Origin of the sequence: Paenibacillus sp. OK076 (assembly GCF_900110055.1) — a bacterium.
Taxonomy (GTDB): Bacteria; Bacillota; Bacilli; order Paenibacillales; family Paenibacillaceae; genus Paenibacillus.
The window spans coordinates 23,975-44,152 of record NZ_FOCH01000005.1; the positions used below are offsets into that span (position 1 = coordinate 23,975).

Annotated in this window: 15 protein-coding genes and 1 other annotated feature; all 15 genes read right to left on the reverse strand. The window is 48.2% G+C overall.

Annotation, left to right across the window (positions count from 1 at the left end):
• Positions 1-32: 32 nt before the first annotated feature.
• Positions 33-1,409 carry a bifunctional folylpolyglutamate synthase/dihydrofolate synthase gene (locus BMY78_RS26875; protein ID WP_090904379.1) on the reverse strand — a complete coding sequence of 459 codons (1,377 nt, stop codon included), beginning with the start codon at positions 1,407-1,409 and terminating at the stop codon, positions 33-35.
• A gap of 77 nt (positions 1,410-1,486) precedes the next feature.
• The gene (locus BMY78_RS26880; protein WP_063568110.1) at positions 1,487-4,153 is read right to left on the reverse strand and encodes a valine--tRNA ligase; all 2,667 of its coding nucleotides are present in this window, start codon (positions 4,151-4,153) and stop codon (positions 1,487-1,489) included.
• Between the two features lie 59 nt (positions 4,154-4,212).
• Positions 4,213-4,491: a binding site (T-box leader), on the reverse strand.
• Positions 4,492-4,649: 158 nt separating this feature from the next.
• Positions 4,650-6,125: a LysM peptidoglycan-binding domain-containing protein gene (locus BMY78_RS26885; protein ID WP_090904380.1), complete on the reverse strand. Its 1,476-nt coding sequence runs from the start codon at positions 6,123-6,125 to the stop codon at positions 4,650-4,652.
• Between the two features lie 136 nt (positions 6,126-6,261).
• Positions 6,262-7,170: an RluA family pseudouridine synthase gene (locus BMY78_RS26890; RefSeq protein WP_090904381.1), complete on the reverse strand. Its 909-nt coding sequence runs from the start codon at positions 7,168-7,170 to the stop codon at positions 6,262-6,264.
• Positions 7,167-8,471, reverse strand: a complete 1,305-nt coding sequence (gene hemL, locus BMY78_RS26895) for a glutamate-1-semialdehyde 2,1-aminomutase (RefSeq protein WP_090904382.1) — start codon at positions 8,469-8,471, stop codon at positions 7,167-7,169. The genes BMY78_RS26890 and hemL overlap by 4 nt, the downstream gene beginning before the upstream one ends.
• 22 nt (positions 8,472-8,493) lie before the next feature.
• A complete protein-coding gene (gene hemB / locus BMY78_RS26900; RefSeq protein ID WP_090904383.1) occupies positions 8,494-9,495 on the reverse strand; it encodes a porphobilinogen synthase in 1,002 nt (333 codons plus the stop codon).
• 94 nt (positions 9,496-9,589) lie between these two features.
• Positions 9,590-11,164 (reverse strand): uroporphyrinogen-III C-methyltransferase, encoded by a 1,575-nt coding sequence (gene cobA, locus BMY78_RS26905; RefSeq protein WP_090904384.1) that lies wholly within the window; start codon positions 11,162-11,164, stop codon positions 9,590-9,592.
• A 4-nt stretch (positions 11,165-11,168) separates the two neighbouring features.
• Complete coding sequence (gene hemC, locus BMY78_RS26910; protein ID WP_090904385.1) at positions 11,169-12,125, reverse strand: hydroxymethylbilane synthase; 957 nt, start codon at positions 12,123-12,125, stop codon at positions 11,169-11,171.
• 2 nt (positions 12,126-12,127) lie between these two features.
• The gene (locus tag BMY78_RS26915) at positions 12,128-12,778 is read right to left on the reverse strand and encodes a precorrin-2 dehydrogenase/sirohydrochlorin ferrochelatase family protein (protein WP_090904386.1); all 651 of its coding nucleotides are present in this window, start codon (positions 12,776-12,778) and stop codon (positions 12,128-12,130) included.
• 5 nt (positions 12,779-12,783) lie between these two features.
• Complete coding sequence (gene ccsA, locus BMY78_RS26920) at positions 12,784-13,611, reverse strand: cytochrome c biogenesis protein CcsA (protein ID WP_371129197.1); 828 nt, start codon at positions 13,609-13,611, stop codon at positions 12,784-12,786.
• Between the two features lie 14 nt (positions 13,612-13,625).
• Positions 13,626-15,014 (reverse strand): glutamyl-tRNA reductase, encoded by a 1,389-nt coding sequence (gene hemA / locus BMY78_RS26925; RefSeq protein WP_090904387.1) that lies wholly within the window; start codon positions 15,012-15,014, stop codon positions 13,626-13,628.
• Between the two features lie 337 nt (positions 15,015-15,351).
• Positions 15,352-15,759, reverse strand: a complete 408-nt coding sequence (speD, locus tag BMY78_RS26930) for an adenosylmethionine decarboxylase (RefSeq protein WP_090904388.1) — start codon at positions 15,757-15,759, stop codon at positions 15,352-15,354.
• Between the two features lie 328 nt (positions 15,760-16,087).
• On the reverse strand, positions 16,088-16,678 hold the full coding sequence (locus BMY78_RS26935) for a non-ribosomal peptide synthetase module (RefSeq protein WP_090904389.1): 591 nt from the start codon (positions 16,676-16,678) through the stop codon (positions 16,088-16,090).
• A gap of 265 nt (positions 16,679-16,943) precedes the next feature.
• Positions 16,944-17,597: a ribosome biogenesis GTP-binding protein YihA/YsxC gene (gene yihA / locus BMY78_RS26940; RefSeq protein WP_090904390.1), complete on the reverse strand. Its 654-nt coding sequence runs from the start codon at positions 17,595-17,597 to the stop codon at positions 16,944-16,946.
• A 156-nt stretch (positions 17,598-17,753) separates the two neighbouring features.
• Positions 17,754-20,093: an endopeptidase La gene (lon, locus tag BMY78_RS26945; RefSeq protein WP_090904391.1), complete on the reverse strand. Its 2,340-nt coding sequence runs from the start codon at positions 20,091-20,093 to the stop codon at positions 17,754-17,756.
• Between the last annotated feature and the right edge of the window lie 85 nt (positions 20,094-20,178).

Genomic DNA, 20,178 nt, shown 5'->3' on the forward strand with positions numbered 1-20,178 from the left:
ATGAACGTGTTCCGATGTATTTAACAAAACTTTCACCAACCTTTTTCAGAATCGGTTTGATGCAAAAGGGCTGCCCGCACATCTGCAATGAGGTACAATGTGCCGGACACCACCCCCAGATCTTCCGCTTCCGTCCGTGACTTCAATAGATCAAGTGCCTTTGCCCATTCGGGCTCGACGATGATTTCCAGCTCCGGTTTCGCAATGGCGGGACGTACCCGTTCGACGATCTGCAGCAAATCGGCTGCATCCATTTTGCGTCGGAAATCTGGCTCGGTCAGGATCAGCGTATCCACTAGTGGCAGTATATGCTGCAAATACGCTTCGTGATGCTTATTCGCCAGCATGCCCATCATCAAAATTAACTTGTTGTGAGGATATACGTCGATAATGCTCTTGGCCAGTGATTCGGCACCCTCCGGATTATGTGCTCCATCCAGAACAATGCGGGGCTGATCAACCACTTTCTCGAACCGTCCTGCCCAGAAGGCATGTTCCAGTCCAAGTGCAATATCTTCATCATCCAGCATAAATGCCATGTATTGGCGAAGCAACTCCAGTACCATAAGTGCGCCCGCAGCATTATCGCATTGATGTACGCCCTGCATGCGAATACGAACGTCCAGATCACGGAACGGTCCTGTAAAATGAAAAGATTGTCCGTTCTCATCACTGTCCAGCCTATGATAGGAGAAACGATCTCCCGCCAGATACACGGTTGAACGCAGCCGCTCTGCCGTTTCCTGAATCACCTTCACAGCCTCTGGCTGCGTGGCACAGGTAACAACGGGTACCCCCGCCTTAATAATGCCTGCCTTCTCTCCAGCAATCGCCTCAATCGTATCTCCCAGTACATCCGTATGGTCCATACCGATATTGGTAATGACCGATACCACGGGTGTAACAATATTCGTTACGTCCATCCTTCCCCCGAGCCCTGTCTCCCATACCACAATGTCCGGGTAGCACTCTTCCGCATAATACAGAAGGGCGAGTGCTGTGGATACCTCAAACATCGTGGGTGATCCAAGGGGAGTTGAAGCCATCTCTTGAACCAACGGATACAGACGGTTCGAGAGTTTGAGCAACGTTTCTTCCGGGATGTCCTCACCGTTGTACTGAAAACGGTTTGTGAATTTGGTGATATACGGGGATGTGAACGTTCCAACATCATATCCCGCCTGAAGAAGCACTGACGTCAAAAAAGCGCAAGTCGAACCTTTGCCGTTCGTTCCCGCGACATGAATAAATTTGAGACGCTGGTGAGGATTGCCCAGCAATGACATCAATCCCTCGATTCGTTCCAATCCAGGTCGGATGCCAAAAGGAATAAGGCCATTGATCCAGTTCACGGCCTCGTCATAGGTAAGTAAAGGAGATGCTATTTCTGTCCCGTTAAGTTCCGTCATATGATTCACCTTCGGTTTGAGTTTGGTTGAAAAAAGCGGCCGGATGGCGCATAAGCACTCCATCCGACCCGAATATATTAACCTTTCAGTTCCTTGATTCGTGCAATCACCTTATCCCGTTTATCGGAATAATCCGCTTGCTTGGCGCGCTCTTCCTCGATAACCTTGGCAGGAGCCTTGGCAACAAAGCCTTCGTTCGCCAGCTTTTTCTCCACACGGAGTACTTCGCCCTCAAGGTTCTGCAACTCTTTCTCCAGACGAGCCACTTCCTGATCAATATCAATAAGACCCGCCAGCGGCAGGTACAGCTCAGCCCCAGTAATGACAGCAGTCATTGCTTTATCCGGTGAGCTCAGATCCAGGCCGCTGTCGAACTCGGACGTATTACAGAAACGTTTGATGTAATGGCTGTTGCGTTCAATGATGCTGGATGTCTCTGCGTTGTTCGCTTTCACCATCAATTCAATTTTCTTGCTCATTGGTACGTTTACTTCTGCACGGATGTTTCGTACTGCACGAATGGTATCCATAAGCAGGTTCATCTCGGCAACTGCTTCTGGGTTCTCCAACGCAGGGTCATACACCGGCCAGGAAGCCAACGTAATCGTCTCGCCTTCATGCGGCAGATGCTGCCAAATCTCTTCCGAAATGTACGGCATGAACGGATGAATCAGGCGCATAGTCTGATCCAACACATAAGCAAGTACCGATTGTGTTTTCTTCTTGGCAACCGGATCTTCACCATAGAAGGACAACTTCGCAAATTCAATATACCAGTCACACAAGTCATCCCAAATAAAGTTATACAGCAAACGGCCTGTTTCTCCAAATTCATATGCTTCGATTAGACGCGTAATATCACGAGAAGTTTCGTTCAGGCGGTGCAAAATCCAATAATCCGCTGTTCCAAGGTCTCCACTAATATCACGATCTTCATAGGTGAACCCTTCCAGATTCATCAAAGCGAAGCGCGATGCATTCCAGATTTTATTGGCAAAGTTACGAGCCTGTTCAACCCGCTCCCAGCGGAAACGGAGATCCTGACCCGGAGTGCTGCTTGTAGAGATCATGTAACGCATTGCATCCGCACCATATTTCTCAATCACATCCAACGGATCAACACCATTGCCGAGCGATTTGGACATCTTGCGTCCGTCTGCATCACGAACAAGACCGTGCATCAGCACATCCTTGAACGGAACCTCTTCCGTGAACTCCAGAGCGGTAAAGATCATGCGCGCCACCCAGAAATAAATAATGTCATACCCTGTTACGAGTACACTTGTCGGGTAATAACGTTTCAGATCTTCCGTGTCTTCCGGCCAGCCTAATGTAGAGAATGGCCATAATGCGGAGCTGAACCATGTATCCAGAACGTCTTCATCCTGTCTCAGCTTGCGTCCAGCGTATTCTGGCAATGTTGTCGGATCTTCAGCAGATACAATAACTTCTCCAGTCTCCTCGTCATACCAGGCAGGAATACGATGACCCCACCACAATTGACGAGAGATACACCAGTCACGAACATTCTCGATCCAGTTCAGATACGTTTTCTCAAAACGATCCGGAACAAAATGAACCCCTTCACCGCTTTGTTGCTTCTCAATCGCTTTTTCTGCGAGTGGCTTCATCTCAACAAACCACTGTGTCGACAAATATGGCTCAACGACAGCTCCTGTACGTTCACTGTGTCCAACCTGATGCGTATGATCCTCGATGTTGATCAATACGCCCTGTTCTTGCAGGTCGGCAACAATCTGCTTACGGCAGTCGCTGCGATCAAGTCCCTGATATTTGCCTGCTTCGGCATTCATCGTACCCGTCTCATCCATCACCGTAATCTGCGGCAGATCATGACGGAGGCCCACTTCGAAGTCATTCGGATCATGAGCAGGCGTAATTTTCACGGCGCCGCTTCCGAAATCTTTATCTACATACTCATCTGCAATAACCGGAATTTCGCGTCCGATAATAGGCAGAACGAGCACCTTGCCAATCATGTCTGCGTAACGCTCATCCTTCGGATGAACAGCAACTGCCGTATCTCCCAGCATCGTTTCCGGGCGAGTAGTCGCTACTGTGACATAACCACTTCCGTCTTTGAGCGGATAACGCAGGTGGTACAAGTGACCCTGAACTTCTTTATATTCAACCTCAATGTCGGACAGTGCAGTCCGGTTCACCGGGTCCCAGTTAATGATTCGTTTGCCACGATAAATGAGGCCTTTTTCATACAGTTGAACAAACACTTTACGTACAGCCTGGGATAGACCTTCGTCCAGTGTAAAACGTTCACGCGAGTAATCGAGAGACAAGCCCATTTTGCCCCATTGCTGACGAATGGTTGTTGCGTATTGCTCCTTCCAGTCCCATACCTTCTCCAAGAACTTTTCGCGTCCCAGATCATAACGAGTCTGACCTTCTTCACGCAATTTCTGCTCTACTTTGGTTTGAGTAGCAATACCTGCATGGTCAGAACCCGGCAGCCACAGTGCATCATAGCCCTGCATCCGCTTGGTACGAATCAGAATATCCTGCAGTGTAAAATCGAGCGCATGCCCGATATGGAGCATTCCGGTTACGTTCGGGGGTGGAATTACAATCGTATAAGGTTCAGCGTCTTTGCGCTGGCCTGCCTTGAAATATCCATTTTCCATCCAAGTGGAATACCATTTTTGTTCCGCAGCTTTCGGATCATATGTGGTTGGCATTTCTGTTGCAGCTGAATTTTTTTGTTCAGACATGTGTCATTCCTCCGTTACTTATTCATCATCGCCAAAAAACAAAAAAAACCTTTCATCCATCAAAGGACGAAAGGTTAGCTTTCGCGGTACCACCTTTGTTTCACGCAGATAGAAGATAGACTACCCCTTCTATACTTACGTGACACTTCAAGCAGATAACGGCTGCGACCGGCCCATCCTACCTTAGGAATGAATGATACTAAAGTTACTCATCCCTTGTATTCAAACAGGCAACTCCCGGGCGACTTCGATCAGTTGGTTCCTACGGAATTTCCCAGCGCTACAATCCCGCTCTCTGAAAGGTCATACTGTCTACTACTCCCGATCCACGTTGTTCTTCAAAAAACCTAAACACATCATACCCTGCCCGTGCCCGATAGTCAACCTGACAACAGCGGAAAAAGCGTGCTGCAATGCAGGTTGAGGGCAGATAAAGCAAAAACCCGCCATCCTCAAGGGATCACGGGTCGAAATGGTCATTAAACCTGCCTACAGGTTAAGGGATATATAGAATCTGTCCTTCTTCCACAACCTGTTCGGAAAGACGATTATACAACTGGAGCTCTCGGGTACTTAACTGATATCGGTCTGCTATAGTATCGAGTGTCTCTTCACGCTGTACAATGCATAATTTCACCTTACGGAACGGAGTCTGATCGACAATGGTGCCGAGAAACAGGTTCTTCCACTCTACATCATCAGGCTGGTATGCTTCTTCCTGCAGGACTCCAGCGAGTGCCTCTTGCTCCCGTTCTGCTTCCGCTTCACGTGTCACTCTGCCAGAGGATAACAAGGAGGAGATGCCCACGCCTTCTTCCTGTTTGGGCGCAGTCTCTCTCTTGCTGCCAAAAGCAACCTTGAGCTCCGGCTTGTCTTCCGTCTCAGCCACAGGTTCAGGAATAAATGCTTCTTTTTCAACGGACTCATTCGTGTCCAACGCTTCAAGAGGAGGTCTGTCTTCCTCTGAAATTTCCGGTTCAGACGCTGCAAAGACATCCTGCCAGTTCTCTGACTGCGAACCTGCCGGGACATCTGCAACCGCCTTCTCCTCTTGCTTTGGTTCGGATCGGGCAGATTCAAAATGCCATACGTCCGGTGCTGCAGGTTCATCGGAAGGCTGCGCGTCCCGCTTGGAATCGGCCTGTTCCGAATTCCTCAAGTTCGTATGTAAGGTCTCGACGGAAGGCTCGGACCAGACAGACGACTCTTCAGCCAGAGGAAGCAAAGGCTCGGATTCAGGGTAAGAAGCCAACCTGTCGGCTGTCTCCGCCAAAAAAGACGAAACGGGAGAAGGCGTATCGGACAACACTTCCGCTTGCGTTTCATCCTCCTTGTCCCTCAAGGATGAGGACTCTTCGTTTTCAGCTCCTATTTTGCTTTGCTCCGCGTTCCCATCCCCTTGCTGCCAAGACTGAAACGGTTCGGGAGTAGCTTGAAATAGATGTTCCCGCTGCAGCTCCTCTTCGCTCCGTTGAAGCAAATACTCCTGAGCAAATACATTGGGAGAGCTGCCTGTCTGCTCTGTGTCAGCTGAACGGTCGCCCTGTCTAGGATCGGGCGAATGTATAACGGTAAATTCATCTGCTGACCAGACCTGCGGTTCCTCCACCGGAAAGCCCTCGATGCCGCGTAGCGACAATACGCCAGTAATGTTCAGACTTCGGTCGGATAACAAATCGACATCAAAATTTTCGATCTCAATGGAAATATCCTCAAGCGATCTTACCCGGTTCAAGGGTACCGTGATCTCCACCGGGATAAAATGTTTGAGTTCCTCCGAGATCTCATTCTCTCCCCGATACGCACCTGTTAGCAAAAGATGACCTCGTAATGTTGCATGATCATCCTGACCGATCACCTGAATACGGGGATATAACTCAATTTCCTCCAGTTCCTCAATCGCAGGGACTCCCTCTGACAAATGAACGCGCTCATAAATATCGAACCGCAAACCATAAGGTTGATTCAACAAAGGTGGCGTCCTCCTTTCGGCATATGTTCACCATGATCCTTCTCATGGGACTGATCCATGGTCCAAATCCTTCGTTACCCCATCTATATGCCTTGAATGAGATGAGCATGCCACCTTTTATGCAAACCTTCCCAGTTTATTGGTCCTTGTCTTCCCGCCCTGCCAGTTGTTCGAAATCCTGCGGCCAAGGATCAGCCACTTCAATTCGTGCCCCTGTGAGCGGATGACTAAAACTCAGCGTCTCACCATGAAGCGCCTGCCGACCAATAGAATCCCTTCTGCCTCCATATAACTCATCTCCGACGAGGGGATGCCCCGCATAACTTAAATGCACCCGAATCTGGTGTGTACGCCCTGTATCCAGTGTCAGCCGGACAAGGGTAGCCCTGTCCCACACCTCCACGATCTCCACATGAGTTACAGCGTCCTGTCCACCTTCAGAGACACGTCTGCGTTGCTTGTGATGCCTGTCCTTCCCAATCGGAGCATCAATCGTAATCAGCTCCGTGGATATCTGACCGCCTGCAATGGCAACATAATGCCGCCCAATGTCTTTACGCCGCATGGCTTCATCCAGTTTGGCGAGAGCAAAAGCATTTTTGGCATATAAAACAGGCCCAGTTGTGTCCTCGTCCAGACGATGAACATGGCGTACATTCGCCTGAATTCCATTCATTTCGTAATAGGAGGCCACCGCGTGATCCAGCGTAATCGCTTGATCCGCCCGGCTCCCATCGGGATGAAGCTTCATTCCGGCCGGTTTGTGCACAACCAGACAGAAGTCATCCTCATACAAAACATCGATATCCGTCCAACGCGGTTCAACATCGATCGGCTGAGACGCAAAAAGGGCCAGCCGAAGCCGGTCCCCTGCCAGTTGTATGCCCTGGTTCGTCTTTAGCTGACGCAACATTTTCTCTGGTAACTGAAGCTCGGACAAGAGCCATTGCTCTGCAGCCGTTTGCCTGTCTGAACTTCCCGTCACCGCTTTGCCTGGCATTAGCTCAAGCCATTCCCCGCGGCGTTTCCAACTTTTGATGGTCATAGCGATTGAAGAGCCTTACGGTTCGCCTCAATCGTATCGTCAATATCCTGCTCCGTATGCACGCCAGAGACAAACATGCCTTCGTATTGGGAAGGTGCAACACTCACACCCTGATCAATCATGGCCGCGAAGTAACGACGGAATTGATCCAGATTGCTTTCTTTGGCGAAATCATAATTCGTAACCGGAACAACACTGAAAAATGGACATACCATCGAACCCACACGGTTAATGGTTATGGGTACACCCGTCTCTGCTGCATTCTTTTCAAACCCAGCCTGCAAGCGTGCGGACAGTGTCTCCAGACGATCATAGACCTCCGGTGTCAACAATTTGAGCGTCGTATAACCTGCTGCCATAGCCAGCGGATTACCACTCAGCGTCCCTGCCTGATAGATCGGTCCGGTCGGAGCAATCTGTTCCATCAGATCACGTCTGCCGCCATAAGCACCCACCGGAAGCCCGCCACCGATGACTTTACCCAGACAAGTCAGGTCAGGTGTTACGCCATATCGTCCCTGTGCACAGTTCAACCCTACACGGAATCCGGTCATAACTTCATCAAAAATGAGCAAACTGCCGTATTGAGACGTCAAACTACGCAAGCCTTCAAGGAAACCTGGAACTGGTGGCACAACTCCCATATTACCTGCAACAGGTTCCACAATGACGGCTGCCAGTTCTTCACCATAACGTTCAAAAGCAAGCTTCACTGACTCCAGGTCATTGTATGGAACCGTAATCGTATTGATGGCCACACCTTCAGGAACACCAGGGCTGTCAGGCAGACCCAGTGTTGCTACACCAGATCCTGCTTTGATCAGCAAGCTGTCGGCATGTCCGTGATATGATCCTTCAAATTTCAAAATTTTACTGCGTCCGGTTACACCACGTGCCAGCCGAATTGCACTCATGGTTGCTTCCGTACCGGAATTCACCATTCGTACAATATCGATCGAAGGCACACGCTCACAGACGAGTTTAGCCATCTCGGTCTCCAGGAGTGTTGGCGCACCAAAGCTTGTTCCTTTAAGGGCTGTCTCACGCAAAGCTTCCACAACGTCAGGATGTGCATGTCCCATAATAAGCGGACCCCAGGATCCCACATAATCAATAAAAACATTGCCATCGATATCATAGATTTTGGAGCCTTCTCCGCGCTCTGCATAGATCGGGGTAAGCCCCACCGATTTGAACGCCCGAACGGGACTGTTCACACCCCCAGGTATGTACTGCTTGGCTTCTTCAAATGCGCTGCGTGAGCGCTCATCATTACGACGAGTTCCTTGTTGTGCAGTCATGAACATCCTCCTTAATATAAATTTATTTCTCGGCCAGCCAGCGTGACGCGTCTTTTCCGTAGTACGTAATAATCATATCTGCCCCCGCACGTTTCATACTCAGCAGAATTTCCATGGCCACTTTCTTCTCATCAATCCAGCCTTGAATTGCTGCTGCCTTCACCATGGCATACTCTCCACTTACGTTGTAAGCAACCAGTGGAAGATCAAAATTGTCCTTGATCGTACGCATGACATCCAGATAGGACAGGGAAGGTTTCACCATCAGCATGTCAGCTCCTTCGAGCACATCGGTTTCGGCTTCACGTAATGCTTCACGAGCGTTCGCCGGGTCCATCTGATATGACTTGCGATCTCCGAATTGCGGCGTGGAATCGGCAGCTTCGCGGAATGGACCATAGAATGCCGACGCATATTTTACGGAGTAGGACATAATCGGAATATGACTAAAACCATTCTCATCCAGTCCGGCACGGATCGCTTGGACAAATCCATCCATCATGTTGGATGGTGCAATAATGTCCGCTCCAGCTTTGGCCTGGGATACCGCTGTTTTCACGAGCAGCTCCAGTGATTCGTCATTAAGGACATCTCCGCAAATGTGACCGTCCACTTCAACCGTGTGCACCATGCCACAATGACCGTGATCGGTGAATTCGCACAAACAGGTGTCCGCAACAACCAGCAGCTCAGGATACCAGGACTTAATCAGCTTCGTTGCTTCCTGTACAATACCATCTTCTGCGAATCCAGACGAACCAACACTGTCTTTGGTTTCGGGAATACCGAATAAGAGCACAGCCGGAATACCCAGTTCGGCAATCTCCTTCACTTCTTCCTGCAGACGATCCAGCGAGAAGCGGAATACGCCTGGCATAGATTTGATCTCAGATTTTACATTTTCACCATAAGTAACATAGATGGGTTGGATAAAGTCATCCACAGTCAAATGGGTCTCTCTCACCATATTGCGAATACCTGTGGATTGACGTAAACGGCGATGCCGCACAATTGGAAAACTCATACGTGTGAAACCTCCTTGAATAGTGATATGGAGCAAAAAGCGAAGCGCGCCGGTATCGTAACGAATTCAGCACGCTTCATCTATCGATTGCGGTTCAATTTATATGGTTAGCAGGAAATACAGCTTCTGTAGCAGGCTTTCGTTTCCAATCAGACAACACAGAAATCAGACTCTCAATGGTTGCTTCTTCAGCCATCATGGTGACCTTCAAGCCTGCTGCTTCTGCCGTCTTCGCTGTAACAGGCCCGATACATGCGACCTCTACATTTTTCAATAAAGGCAAAGGGTCCTGCAATCCCATCCGTTTCAAAATACTCATGAAATTGGTGACGGTGGAAGAACTCGTGAAGGTCATCGCATGAATGCCGCCCTCTTCAAGCAGCTTCAGCAATTCATCGTCATCCTCGCCAGCCAGAATGGTGTCATAGATAATTGCCTCGGTGACCAGAAGTCCCCGCTCCCTCAACTGTTCAGGCAACCAGGAACGTGCAAGATCTCCATGTGGTAAAAGCACCCTCTGGCCTTGCTTCAATTCATTTTCAAATGCTTCAAGCATACCTTCAGCCTGAAATGGCCCCTGAATGACCTCCGCTACAATGCCATACTTACGCAAAGCTTCCCCAGTGGAAGGTCCTACCGCAGCAACTCTCGCTTGATGAATGGAGCGAATATCTTTACCTTGCTGCTGCAAATGACGGAAAAAGAATTCCACTCCGTTTACACTCGTAAAAAATACCCAGTCAAATGTACTTAACGCACCAAAGGCCTGTTTGACACTTTCCAGTGCCGACTCCCCTGATGGCATCACGGTCTCAATTACCGGAAATTCGTAAGGTTCGCCGCCAAGTTCCTCGATCCGGTTCACCAATTCACTAGCCTGACTGCGAGCTCTCGTCACCAAAATGCGTTTGCCAAACAACGGCAGTGCTTCTGCCCATTTCAACTGTTCACGCTGGTTCACCACCTCACCAACAACAATGACAGCGGGTGGTTGAAAATTCGCAGCGATCACTTTTGCTTCGATATCTTCAAGCGTGCCTGTAATCGTATCCTGCTCTGCTCTTGTGCCCCAGCGAATCAATGCCACCGGTGTTTGCGCCGGGCGTCCGTGACGAATCAACTGTTCGCTGATATATCCAATTTTGGAGACACCCATCATAAATACCAGTGTGCCTGTAGCATTCGTCACTTTATCCCAATGAATACTGCGGTCAAGCTTGTCCGGACTCTCATGCCCCGTAATGATGGAAATAGAGGAAGCATAGTCGCGGTGGGTCACAGGTATTCCAGCATAAGCAGGTACACTTATTGCTGAGGTTACACCAGGTACGATTTCAAAAGGAATGTTGTTTTTGCGCAGCAGATCAGCCTCTTCACCTACGCGTCCGAATATCGTCGGGTCTCCCCCTTTAAGCCGGACCACAACCTTGCCTTCCAGTGCGAGATCAACCAACAGCTGGTTGATCTCTTCCTGCTTCATCGTATGTCGATCCGGCCGTTTGCCCACATAGATCTTAACCGCGCCGGGCTTCATTTGTTTAAGTAATCTCGGACTAGCCAACCGATCGTAAACGACAGCATCCGCTCGACCGATCGATTCCCAGCCCTTTACCGTAATCAGCTTGGCGTCCCCTGGACCTGCACCAACCAAAAAGACCTTCCCCACCATGTCTTCATCCCCTAACTTCTGCCAGTATCTGCTCTGCTCCCCGTTCAATCAATCTCCAAGCCACTTCTTCTCCAAGACGAACCGGATCTTTGCCCGTCATCGCTTCTTTAAGAATCAATCCGCCGTCCGGCGTACCGACCATACCTGTTAATTGTAACGTGTTTTGTCCATTCGGGGAATCTGCTTCTTGCTGTGGCAGCCATACGGCATGAGCTCCAATCGGAACCTGACAGCCCCCATTCAATACACTAAGGAAGCGACGTTCAGCCAACACAGGAAATGCGGTTTCCGGATCATTATACAATTGCAACAGATGAAGCAGCTCCGCATCATCTTCACGGCATTCAATGCCGAGCGCACCCTGCCCTACTGCGGGAAGACAAGCTTCTTCTGACAGATATTCCGTAATCCGATCCTGCCAGCCCATTCGATACAAACCAGCAGCAGCCAAAATAATGGCGTCCAAACCTTCTGTCTCCAGCTTGCGCAGACGGGAATCAATATTGCCACGAAGCGATTCGAGTTTCAAATCCGGACGGTATGATTTCAATTGACTGGACCGACGCAGACTGCTCGTCCCCACTCTTGCACCTTCCGGCAATTGATCCAATGTGAGTCCACCATTCGAAATCAGTGCGTCACGAGGGTCTGCACGGCGCGGAACAGCTCCGTTCGTCAACCCTTCAGGCAACTCGGAAGGCATATCCTTCATGCTATGAACAGCCATATCAATCGTGCGATCTATCATCGCCTGTTCAATCTCTTTGACAAACAGTCCTTTGCCTCCGACTTTGGACAGAGTTACATCCAGAATCAAATCTCCTTTTGTAACGATTTTATGTACTTCAAAATCAAAAGCTAATCCTTCCCGCTCACAAATATCACGTAAATCTTGAATTACATGGCCTGTCTGGGTCAAAGCAAGTGCGCTTTGTCTGCTTCCCACTTTAATTGTCCGCATGTCTACACGTCCTCCTGATTATGGGATATCCAGTCCCCAATTTGTTCTTCGGTCCACCACTGAAACTGACCTGTACGGATCTTTTCCAGCACATTCATTTCGGTTAAACGACGGAGTAATTTAGCTCTGACACCTGAAGAAGATACACGTGCCTTTACTTCCATCCTCATCTGATACAAAAATTCAATATATGTCTCGTACTCATCTCCGAATTGCTGTTCCAAGGTATCACGAATTTCTGCTGCGGCTACAGGCCCTGCTCCAGCGGTCGATATTGCAATGCTTAGCCTTCCGCGCCTGACCACACTTGGTGTAATAAAAGTGCTTCGCTCAGAAGATATGGCGTCGTTAACCAGTATACCCGCATCTTCAGCTTCTTGGACAACCGCTGTGTTCACTTCACTATGGTCCGTTGCTGCATATACGAGAAAGGCCCCCCGCAAATCTCCATTGCGGTAGGACCGGGCCAGCCATTGAATTCGGGAATCATGATGCAATTGTTGTAACGTTGGCGTAACTTCCGGACTAATGACCTTGATCTGCGCTTCTGCATGAAGCAAACCTTTTATTTTACGTTCAGCGACACGTCCGCCTCCAACCACGCAGCAGGATTTTCCTGATATATCCACAAATATTGGCGTGTACCGTTCCATCCCCTTCACTCTCCCGTCCAACGATGAAACGCTGAATACGCATTGGATAAAAAACTGATAATGACAAAGGCATATCCGATCAACGTCCATCTCGCCATAATCACTGTGGAGAACTGTTTCCTTCTCTTGAATACGAAGTACCCCACATAGATTGCTATGGCAAGTCCCGTTGCAATAACCTTGAGATCCAAGAGCAGGCTCCAGCGCGTTTCGGCTACAATGGATAATACAGCAAGCATGATAGAAACACCAAGAAGAGGTGTGCCAATCAGTGTAGCACCATCCATATATTTGCTGATCACTTCGAGACTCGGTAGACGACGTACGGTATCATTCCATTTCTTGTTCTTCAGCTTGCGGTGCAAAAACAGATATAACATGGCAAATACAGCACCTACTGTGAGAGCCGCGAAACCTAGATTGGCCAAGGTGATATGCATAATAAGCAATCCGTGCACAGTCTGCCAGTTATGCAGAGATATCTCACCTGCTGTAAACCACAACCGGTTCAACACCGTAACGGAGAAACCAACCACATTCAGCAATAAAATGACAAATTCGGAACGCTGAATCCGAGTCATCACCAGAGACATCAGCACAATACTAAATGAAAAGATAAACAAAAAATCAAACGTGGTGTAGATTGGAAAATGCCCTTCAGTTAACATACGCAAAATGACATGGAACACCTGAAGCGCCCACACAACAACAAGAAACCCTGTGCCTGTCCGCTTCGCCCCCGCATTGCGTCGAATGCAGTCCGAGAAATAGAACAGTAGGCTCAGGGCATACATATAAATTAAAGCTTCATAGATTTGTTCAGCTAGGGTCAAGCTGCCCACCCGCCTTATACGCCTGCCGGAGCATAAGCCGGCACGGGGTCTTGCCGGGAATCGTTAAGATGAACGGCATCCGGTTTGCGCAGAGCCGTGGCATCACTCTGATTTACTTTCTCAGCGGCCACCTCTACAGCATCCTCCAAAGCAAAGATCTGAGTAAACATGCGCAGTGCTTCATCGCCGTGCTTGGTACCAGCCATTTCCTTAATCCGGTTAATCGGATCTGTCGTCATTTGATTCACGATGCTTTTCGTCAGACGACGGATAACTTTACGCTGATGTTCATCCAGTTCAGGCAATTTATTAAACAGACTATCCATCGTTTCTTCATGAATGGAAGCGCCTTTCTCCTGCAATGCCCGAATGACAGGGCGAACGCCCAACGTTTTGAGCCATTGATAATAGTCTTCCATCTCAAGCTCAATCATTTTCTCGATCTTGGCAGCTTCCACCTTACGCATCTCCAGATTGCTCTCCACGATTCCTTCCAAATCATCAATATCATAAAGGAATACATTGGATAACTCGCCGATCGCCGGATCAATATCCCGTGGAACAGCAATATCAATCAGGAACAGCGGACGCGATTGACGACGCTTCATGCTCTCTCGAACAACAGTGGCATCCAGTACATATCTTTCCGCCCCCGTCGAACTGATGACAATATCAACCTCGTTCAGTCGCTCTAGCGCCTGTTCCATTGTACATGGTGTCCCTCGAAACTTCGCTGCCAATTCCTCAGCTCGTGCAAGTGTTCGATTCGCCACAATAACTTCAGAGGCTCCGTTGCTATACAGATGTTTTACTGTAAGTTCACTCATTTTGCCGGCACCTAGAATCAGCACCTTCTTATCCGTGAACATACCAAAGATACGCTTGCCTAGTTCTACAGCAGCATAACTTACAGATACCGCACTCTCACCGATTGAAGTCTCTGAATGTGCGCGTTTGCCTAATGTAACAGCCTGTTTGAACAGCATGTTAAACCAGGTGCCCGTAGCTTTTTCTTCCTGTGCTTTGAAAAAAGCCTGTTTCACCTGTCCAAGAATCTGAGTCTCGCCAATAACCATCGAGTCCAGCCCGCAAATCACACGGAACAAATGGCGCATGGCTTGATCATCTTCATATATATATAAGTGTTGCGTAAATTCTTCTCGCGGAACATTAAACCATTGTTCCATGAACGTCCGAATAAAATAACCACACATGTGAAGACGGTCTACCACAACATACAACTCGGTACGGTTACATGTGGCTACGATTACACCTTCCAATACACTCTTGGTCAGCTTGAGCTGCTGCAGCGCTTCAGACAAGTCCTTTTCTGCAAATGTGAATCGTTCCCTAACCTCTACAGGCGCCGTGCGATAATTCAAACCAACGACAACGATGTGCATTGCAAGTTCACCTGCCTAATAAATTTCCAATCAAAGTGTTTTCTACATATGTTCATCCATTTATGATTGACATGGTTAATTATATCACACATCCATAGTATGACTGGGCCATTTTTATGAAATGTTTATGAAATCCCCATGTAGATCATCTTATGCATTGTCATTTATTGTAGTGTCTCACCAATCTTCACCGTTATGCGTTAAATACTTGTTTTAATGATAAAGATTTAGGGAAATCCCATATAAAACAAATAGCCATGGAAGGCTCCATGACTATTCAGGTTTGGGATCATCTTCGTTCCACCCCGATATGTGAACATTATTCATGCTGTCGTTATTAAATCATATATACCAGTTCATTTGTATTCATTTCCGGTGTCTCCACTTGCAATTCGCCCAATCCACGTACCAGTTTCTTTGCGTACGTTTTTTCCGGTTTTAATACGGATACCAGGTAATCAATGGCCATTTGCGGGTCTACCGTCTCCCCACAAGTGTAGCAATCAATGGCTGCAAACCCTCTCTCAGGATACGTATGAATCGAGAGATGACTCTCAGACAGCAGTACAAGCACTGTTGCTCCTTGTGGTTCAAACTGCTTGGATTGTACGGACATTACTGTCGCGCCACATGCCTCCGCTGCTTCAACCAATTGAGCTTGCAAATACTCCGCACTGTTTAGTAGATCAAAGTCTACACCCCAAGCATCCACAGCAACGTGTCTTCCGAAAGTTGAATATTCCATCCTTCGGCGCCCCCTTCCTAGGAATAAAATGTTTAAACAAATTTCATCCGCTAGGACCTACGTCATTCACTTCCCGAGGGAAAAATCTCTCGCAACATATAATGTCCTGAGTGAATCCTGGTTCCTATATTCTTTTCATTTCAACGAGATTAAAAATAACATCTAATCAAAGGGAATGCAACCCCTTTTAGGAAGATGAAAAAATAAAAGATTAAGTCCCAATCCGCTTTCAAAATCAAGAAATCCCCTTTCGCTTCTGCCTGGAATGTGCCAGATCAGAGCATTAGGGGATGGTCAGTTAAATACTTGTATAATTCACTCTTTTAGGTCAATAGGCTTCAAGCTCAAACAGCCGTTTCTGGTGGCGCGCAAGCTTTTCATCAATCTGCTGGAGTTGTTCAGAAGTAGAAGCATCCATTCTTGTATCGAGTAACGAATCAACCTCGGCGTATACCCGGTTTATCTCGCGCTCAATATCCCGAGCCTGGAACACACGCTGCAATTCAAGCAACGTATTTTTGTATTCGTAGATGACACGGATATTCTCACCCGTCTGCTCCACAATTTTACGGACAACGCCCTGAGTATAAACATACGTCATGGTGAACTCTTCATAAATCCGATGAACAACGCCATCACCCTTAAAGGTCATAAAGAGCTTCCGGACTACGTTCGTCAGATGATGGTTTACCAGGCGGCAAGATAACTCACAGATGTAAAACCCTTCCCTACGGTCAAAAGGGAAATGAACTTCTTCTCCACTCACATCTACGAGCACAATTTCCTGGCAGCCATTCTCCATCACCTTCACACGTTGATGAATCCGGCCATCCTCTGTCATGCGCAAAAACTGATGCATCTGGGGTTCTGACAATTTCAAAGTGGCTTTAACATACTCTGTGGCTAATCGCTGAGCCATAAAAATCTCCTCAATTCTTTCCCGATTGTTTTGTCTTCCTGCACAGCGGCAGTGATCTCAAAATTCTTCAGGTCGGTAAGGCCGCTACTTTGGTACCGTTGGCACAATGCACCTATACTCATTATACACTACCGTATAGCTATTTCGCTCCAAAATAAAACAATGAATTTCCACGAAAATCCATAAAAAATGGATTAATCCTTGATCGCATCAAAGATCCACCCCAGTTGCTCGCTTTCCTGCATCAAAATGGCGTAATCCCCGGTTATCCTTTAATTTCGTAGTCTTCGTGATTTTCCTCAGCCTGTGGCTCTTCTTCCGCTGAAGCTTGACCGATTCCGGCAAAGCGGGTAATGATCTCCCATAATTCTTCTTTACCTAAACCTTCTTCCGATGAAAACGGTACAAACAGATCACCAGGACGAAGATCCAAAGCTTCCTTGATGACTTTAATATGTTTGGCTCTACGCGTTTTTGGAATCTTGTCCATCTTCGTCGCAACCACTACCAGAGGCAATCCATGATGGCGGAGCCACTCATTCATCATCTTGTCATCCTTGGATGGCTCATGTCTCATATCCACCATCTGCATGACCAGTTTCAATTCCTCGCGTCCCAGCAAGTATTTCTCCATCATTTTGCCCCAGGCAAAGCGTTGCTCTTTGGAAACTTTAGCGTAGCCATATCCCGGGAAATCGACGAAGTAGAGATCCTGATTGATCTTATAATAGTTCAGTTGCTGTGTCTTACCAGGGGTAGAACTCGTCCGTGCTAAGTTTTTGCGATTAATCAAACGGTTGATCAAAGATGATTTCCCTACATTGGATCGTCCCGCCAAGGCAATCTCGGGCAGGCCGTCCTCGGGGTATTGTTCAGGCCGAACGGCACTGATAATAAATTCGGATTGATTTACTTTCATAATGTATCTGTCCTCTCTTTAACTCCTGTGCTCTTACTTAGAGCTGCTGTTGGTATTATGCCATGGATTGTTCTATCATACCAAAAAAACCGTTCCAGCGGACGCCAAAGCTTCCGCAGAACGGTTTACTCTTCATACGATCCCTCGTTTAACGGGCTACAGGTGTATTCCTGCCTGTTCCACAAGCGCATGTTGCAGCACCTGATCCATATGGGCTACAGGAACAAATTCCACATCTTCCTTGATGCTGTCCGGAATATCCCGCAGGTCCCGTTCGTTATCCTTGGGCAATAATATTTTTTTGTAACCGGCGCGGTGAGCCGCCAGTGATTTTTCCTTAAGTCCGCCGATTGGCAACACACGACCACGCAGCGTTATTTCGCCAGTCATGGCAATGTCTTTGGAGACATGTTTGTTCGTTAGAGCAGAGATCAAGGCCGTCGCCATTGTAATTCCGGCGGATGGTCCATCCTTTGGAATGGCTCCTTCCGGAACGTGGATATGGATGTCGTTCTTCTCGTGGAAGTCGGACGGAATGCCAAGCTGTGCAGCTTTGGAGCGGGTGTAGCTGAATGCCGCCTGAGCCGATTCCTTCATGACATCGCCCAGTTTACCTGTCAGCGTCAGCTTGCCTGTTCCAGGTACAACGGTAACCTCGATCACGAGGGTATCTCCACCCACTTCAGTCCACGCCAGTCCCGTCACCGTACCAATCTGATCTTCCAGTTCGGCCATACCGTAGCGGAATTTACCCGGACCAAGATAATCCTTCACTTCATCCGGTGTAATATTAATCTGACCTTCCGCACCAGAGACGATGTTTTTGGCCGCTTTCCGGCATAACGATGCCATCTGCTGTTCCAAATTCCGCACGCCAGACTCTCGTGTATATTCACGAATGACACGCAGCAAGCTGTCATCCCCGATATTCAGCTGATCTTCTTCCAGGCCATGGTCCTGTTTCTGTTTCGGCAGCAAATAGTTTTTGGCGATTTGCAGCTTCTCCAGCTCGGTATACCCCGGAATATTGAGCATCTCCATCCGGTCCAGAAGTGGACGTGGAATGTTATGCACTGTGTTGGCGGTTGTAATAAACATAACGTTAGATAAGTCAAACGGCAACTCCACAAAGTGGTCACTAAACGTATTGTTCTGTTCGGGATCAAGTACTTCAAGCAACGCTGCGGAAGGGTCTCCACGGAAGTCCGAAGCCATTTTATCAATCTCGTCCAACAGGAACACCGGATTGAGTGACCCCGCCGTCTTCATGCCCTGAATGATGCGGCCTGGCATTGCACCAACATAAGTACGGCGATGACCGCGAATTTCTGCTTCATCTCTCACGCCACCCAGCGATATTCTGACGAATTCGCGTCCAAGCGATCTGGCGATAGAGCGGGCAAGCGACGTTTTCCCGACCCCTGGAGGTCCAACCAGACAGAGGATCGGTCCTTTAAGCTTTTTCACCAGCTTCTGGACAGCCAGATATTCAAGCACACGTTCTTTCGGTTTTTCCAAACCGTAGTGATCTGCATTTAGCACATCTTCAGCCTTCTGAATATCCAGATCATCGGCTGTCATCTGCGTCCAAGGCAGTCCCAGCAGCCAATCTACATAGTTGCGGATAACGCCGCCTTCGGCAGAACTTGATGGCATTTTCTCCAGTCGATCAATTTCTTTCTCGACCTTTTCCTTTACCTTGTCCGGCAAGCCAAGAGCCTCCATCTGATTTCGAAGTTCCTCAACTTCGCCGGCACGGCCTTCTTTCTCACCCAGTTCTTTCTGAATCGCCTTCATCTGCTCGCGCAGATAATATTCTTTCTGGGTTTTCTCCATCTGTTTCTTCACGCGCTGGCTGATTTTGCGTTCAAGCTCCAGTACTTCCCGCTCGTTGTTCAGGATGTCCAGCAGCTTCTCCAGCCGTTCACGAACGTCGATGGTTTCCAAAATCTCCTGTTTGTCCTTGATCTTCAAGGACAGGTGACTGGTAATTACATCAGCCAAGCGACCCGGTTCTTCAATATCGGACACAGCCGCAAGTGTCTCAGGTGTAACCTTTTTGGACAGATTAATATAATTTTCGAACTGGTTCAGAACTGTACGCATCAGCGCATCTGTTTCCGGATGACTGTTCTCCTCTTCAGGAAGCTCTTGAGCCAGAACCTCATAATATTCCTCGTTGTCCGTATATTCAATGATTTCAGCCCGTTCCAAGCCTTCCACAAGTACACGAATCGTCCCGTTTGGAAGCTTCAGCATCTGTCTGACCTTGGCAACGGTTCCGATTCTGAAAATGTCCTCTTGTGTTGGTTCTTCAATATTTACCTCGGCTTGGGAACATAGGAGAATCAAATGTTCTTCTACCATCGCTTTTTCTAAAGCCTTGACCGATTTCTCCCGGCCCACATCGAGATGCAGTACCATACTCGGGTAGACGAGAAGTCCTCTTAAAGGCAGTAAAGGAAAACGACGACCTTTCGCTTTGCTCGGTCCCATCGCTTTCGCACCTCCAATGGCTCTCAGGTTGTAGTCATTCATTATTCTATCAAATGTTCACATAAAAAACCAATGAAGGGAAGCG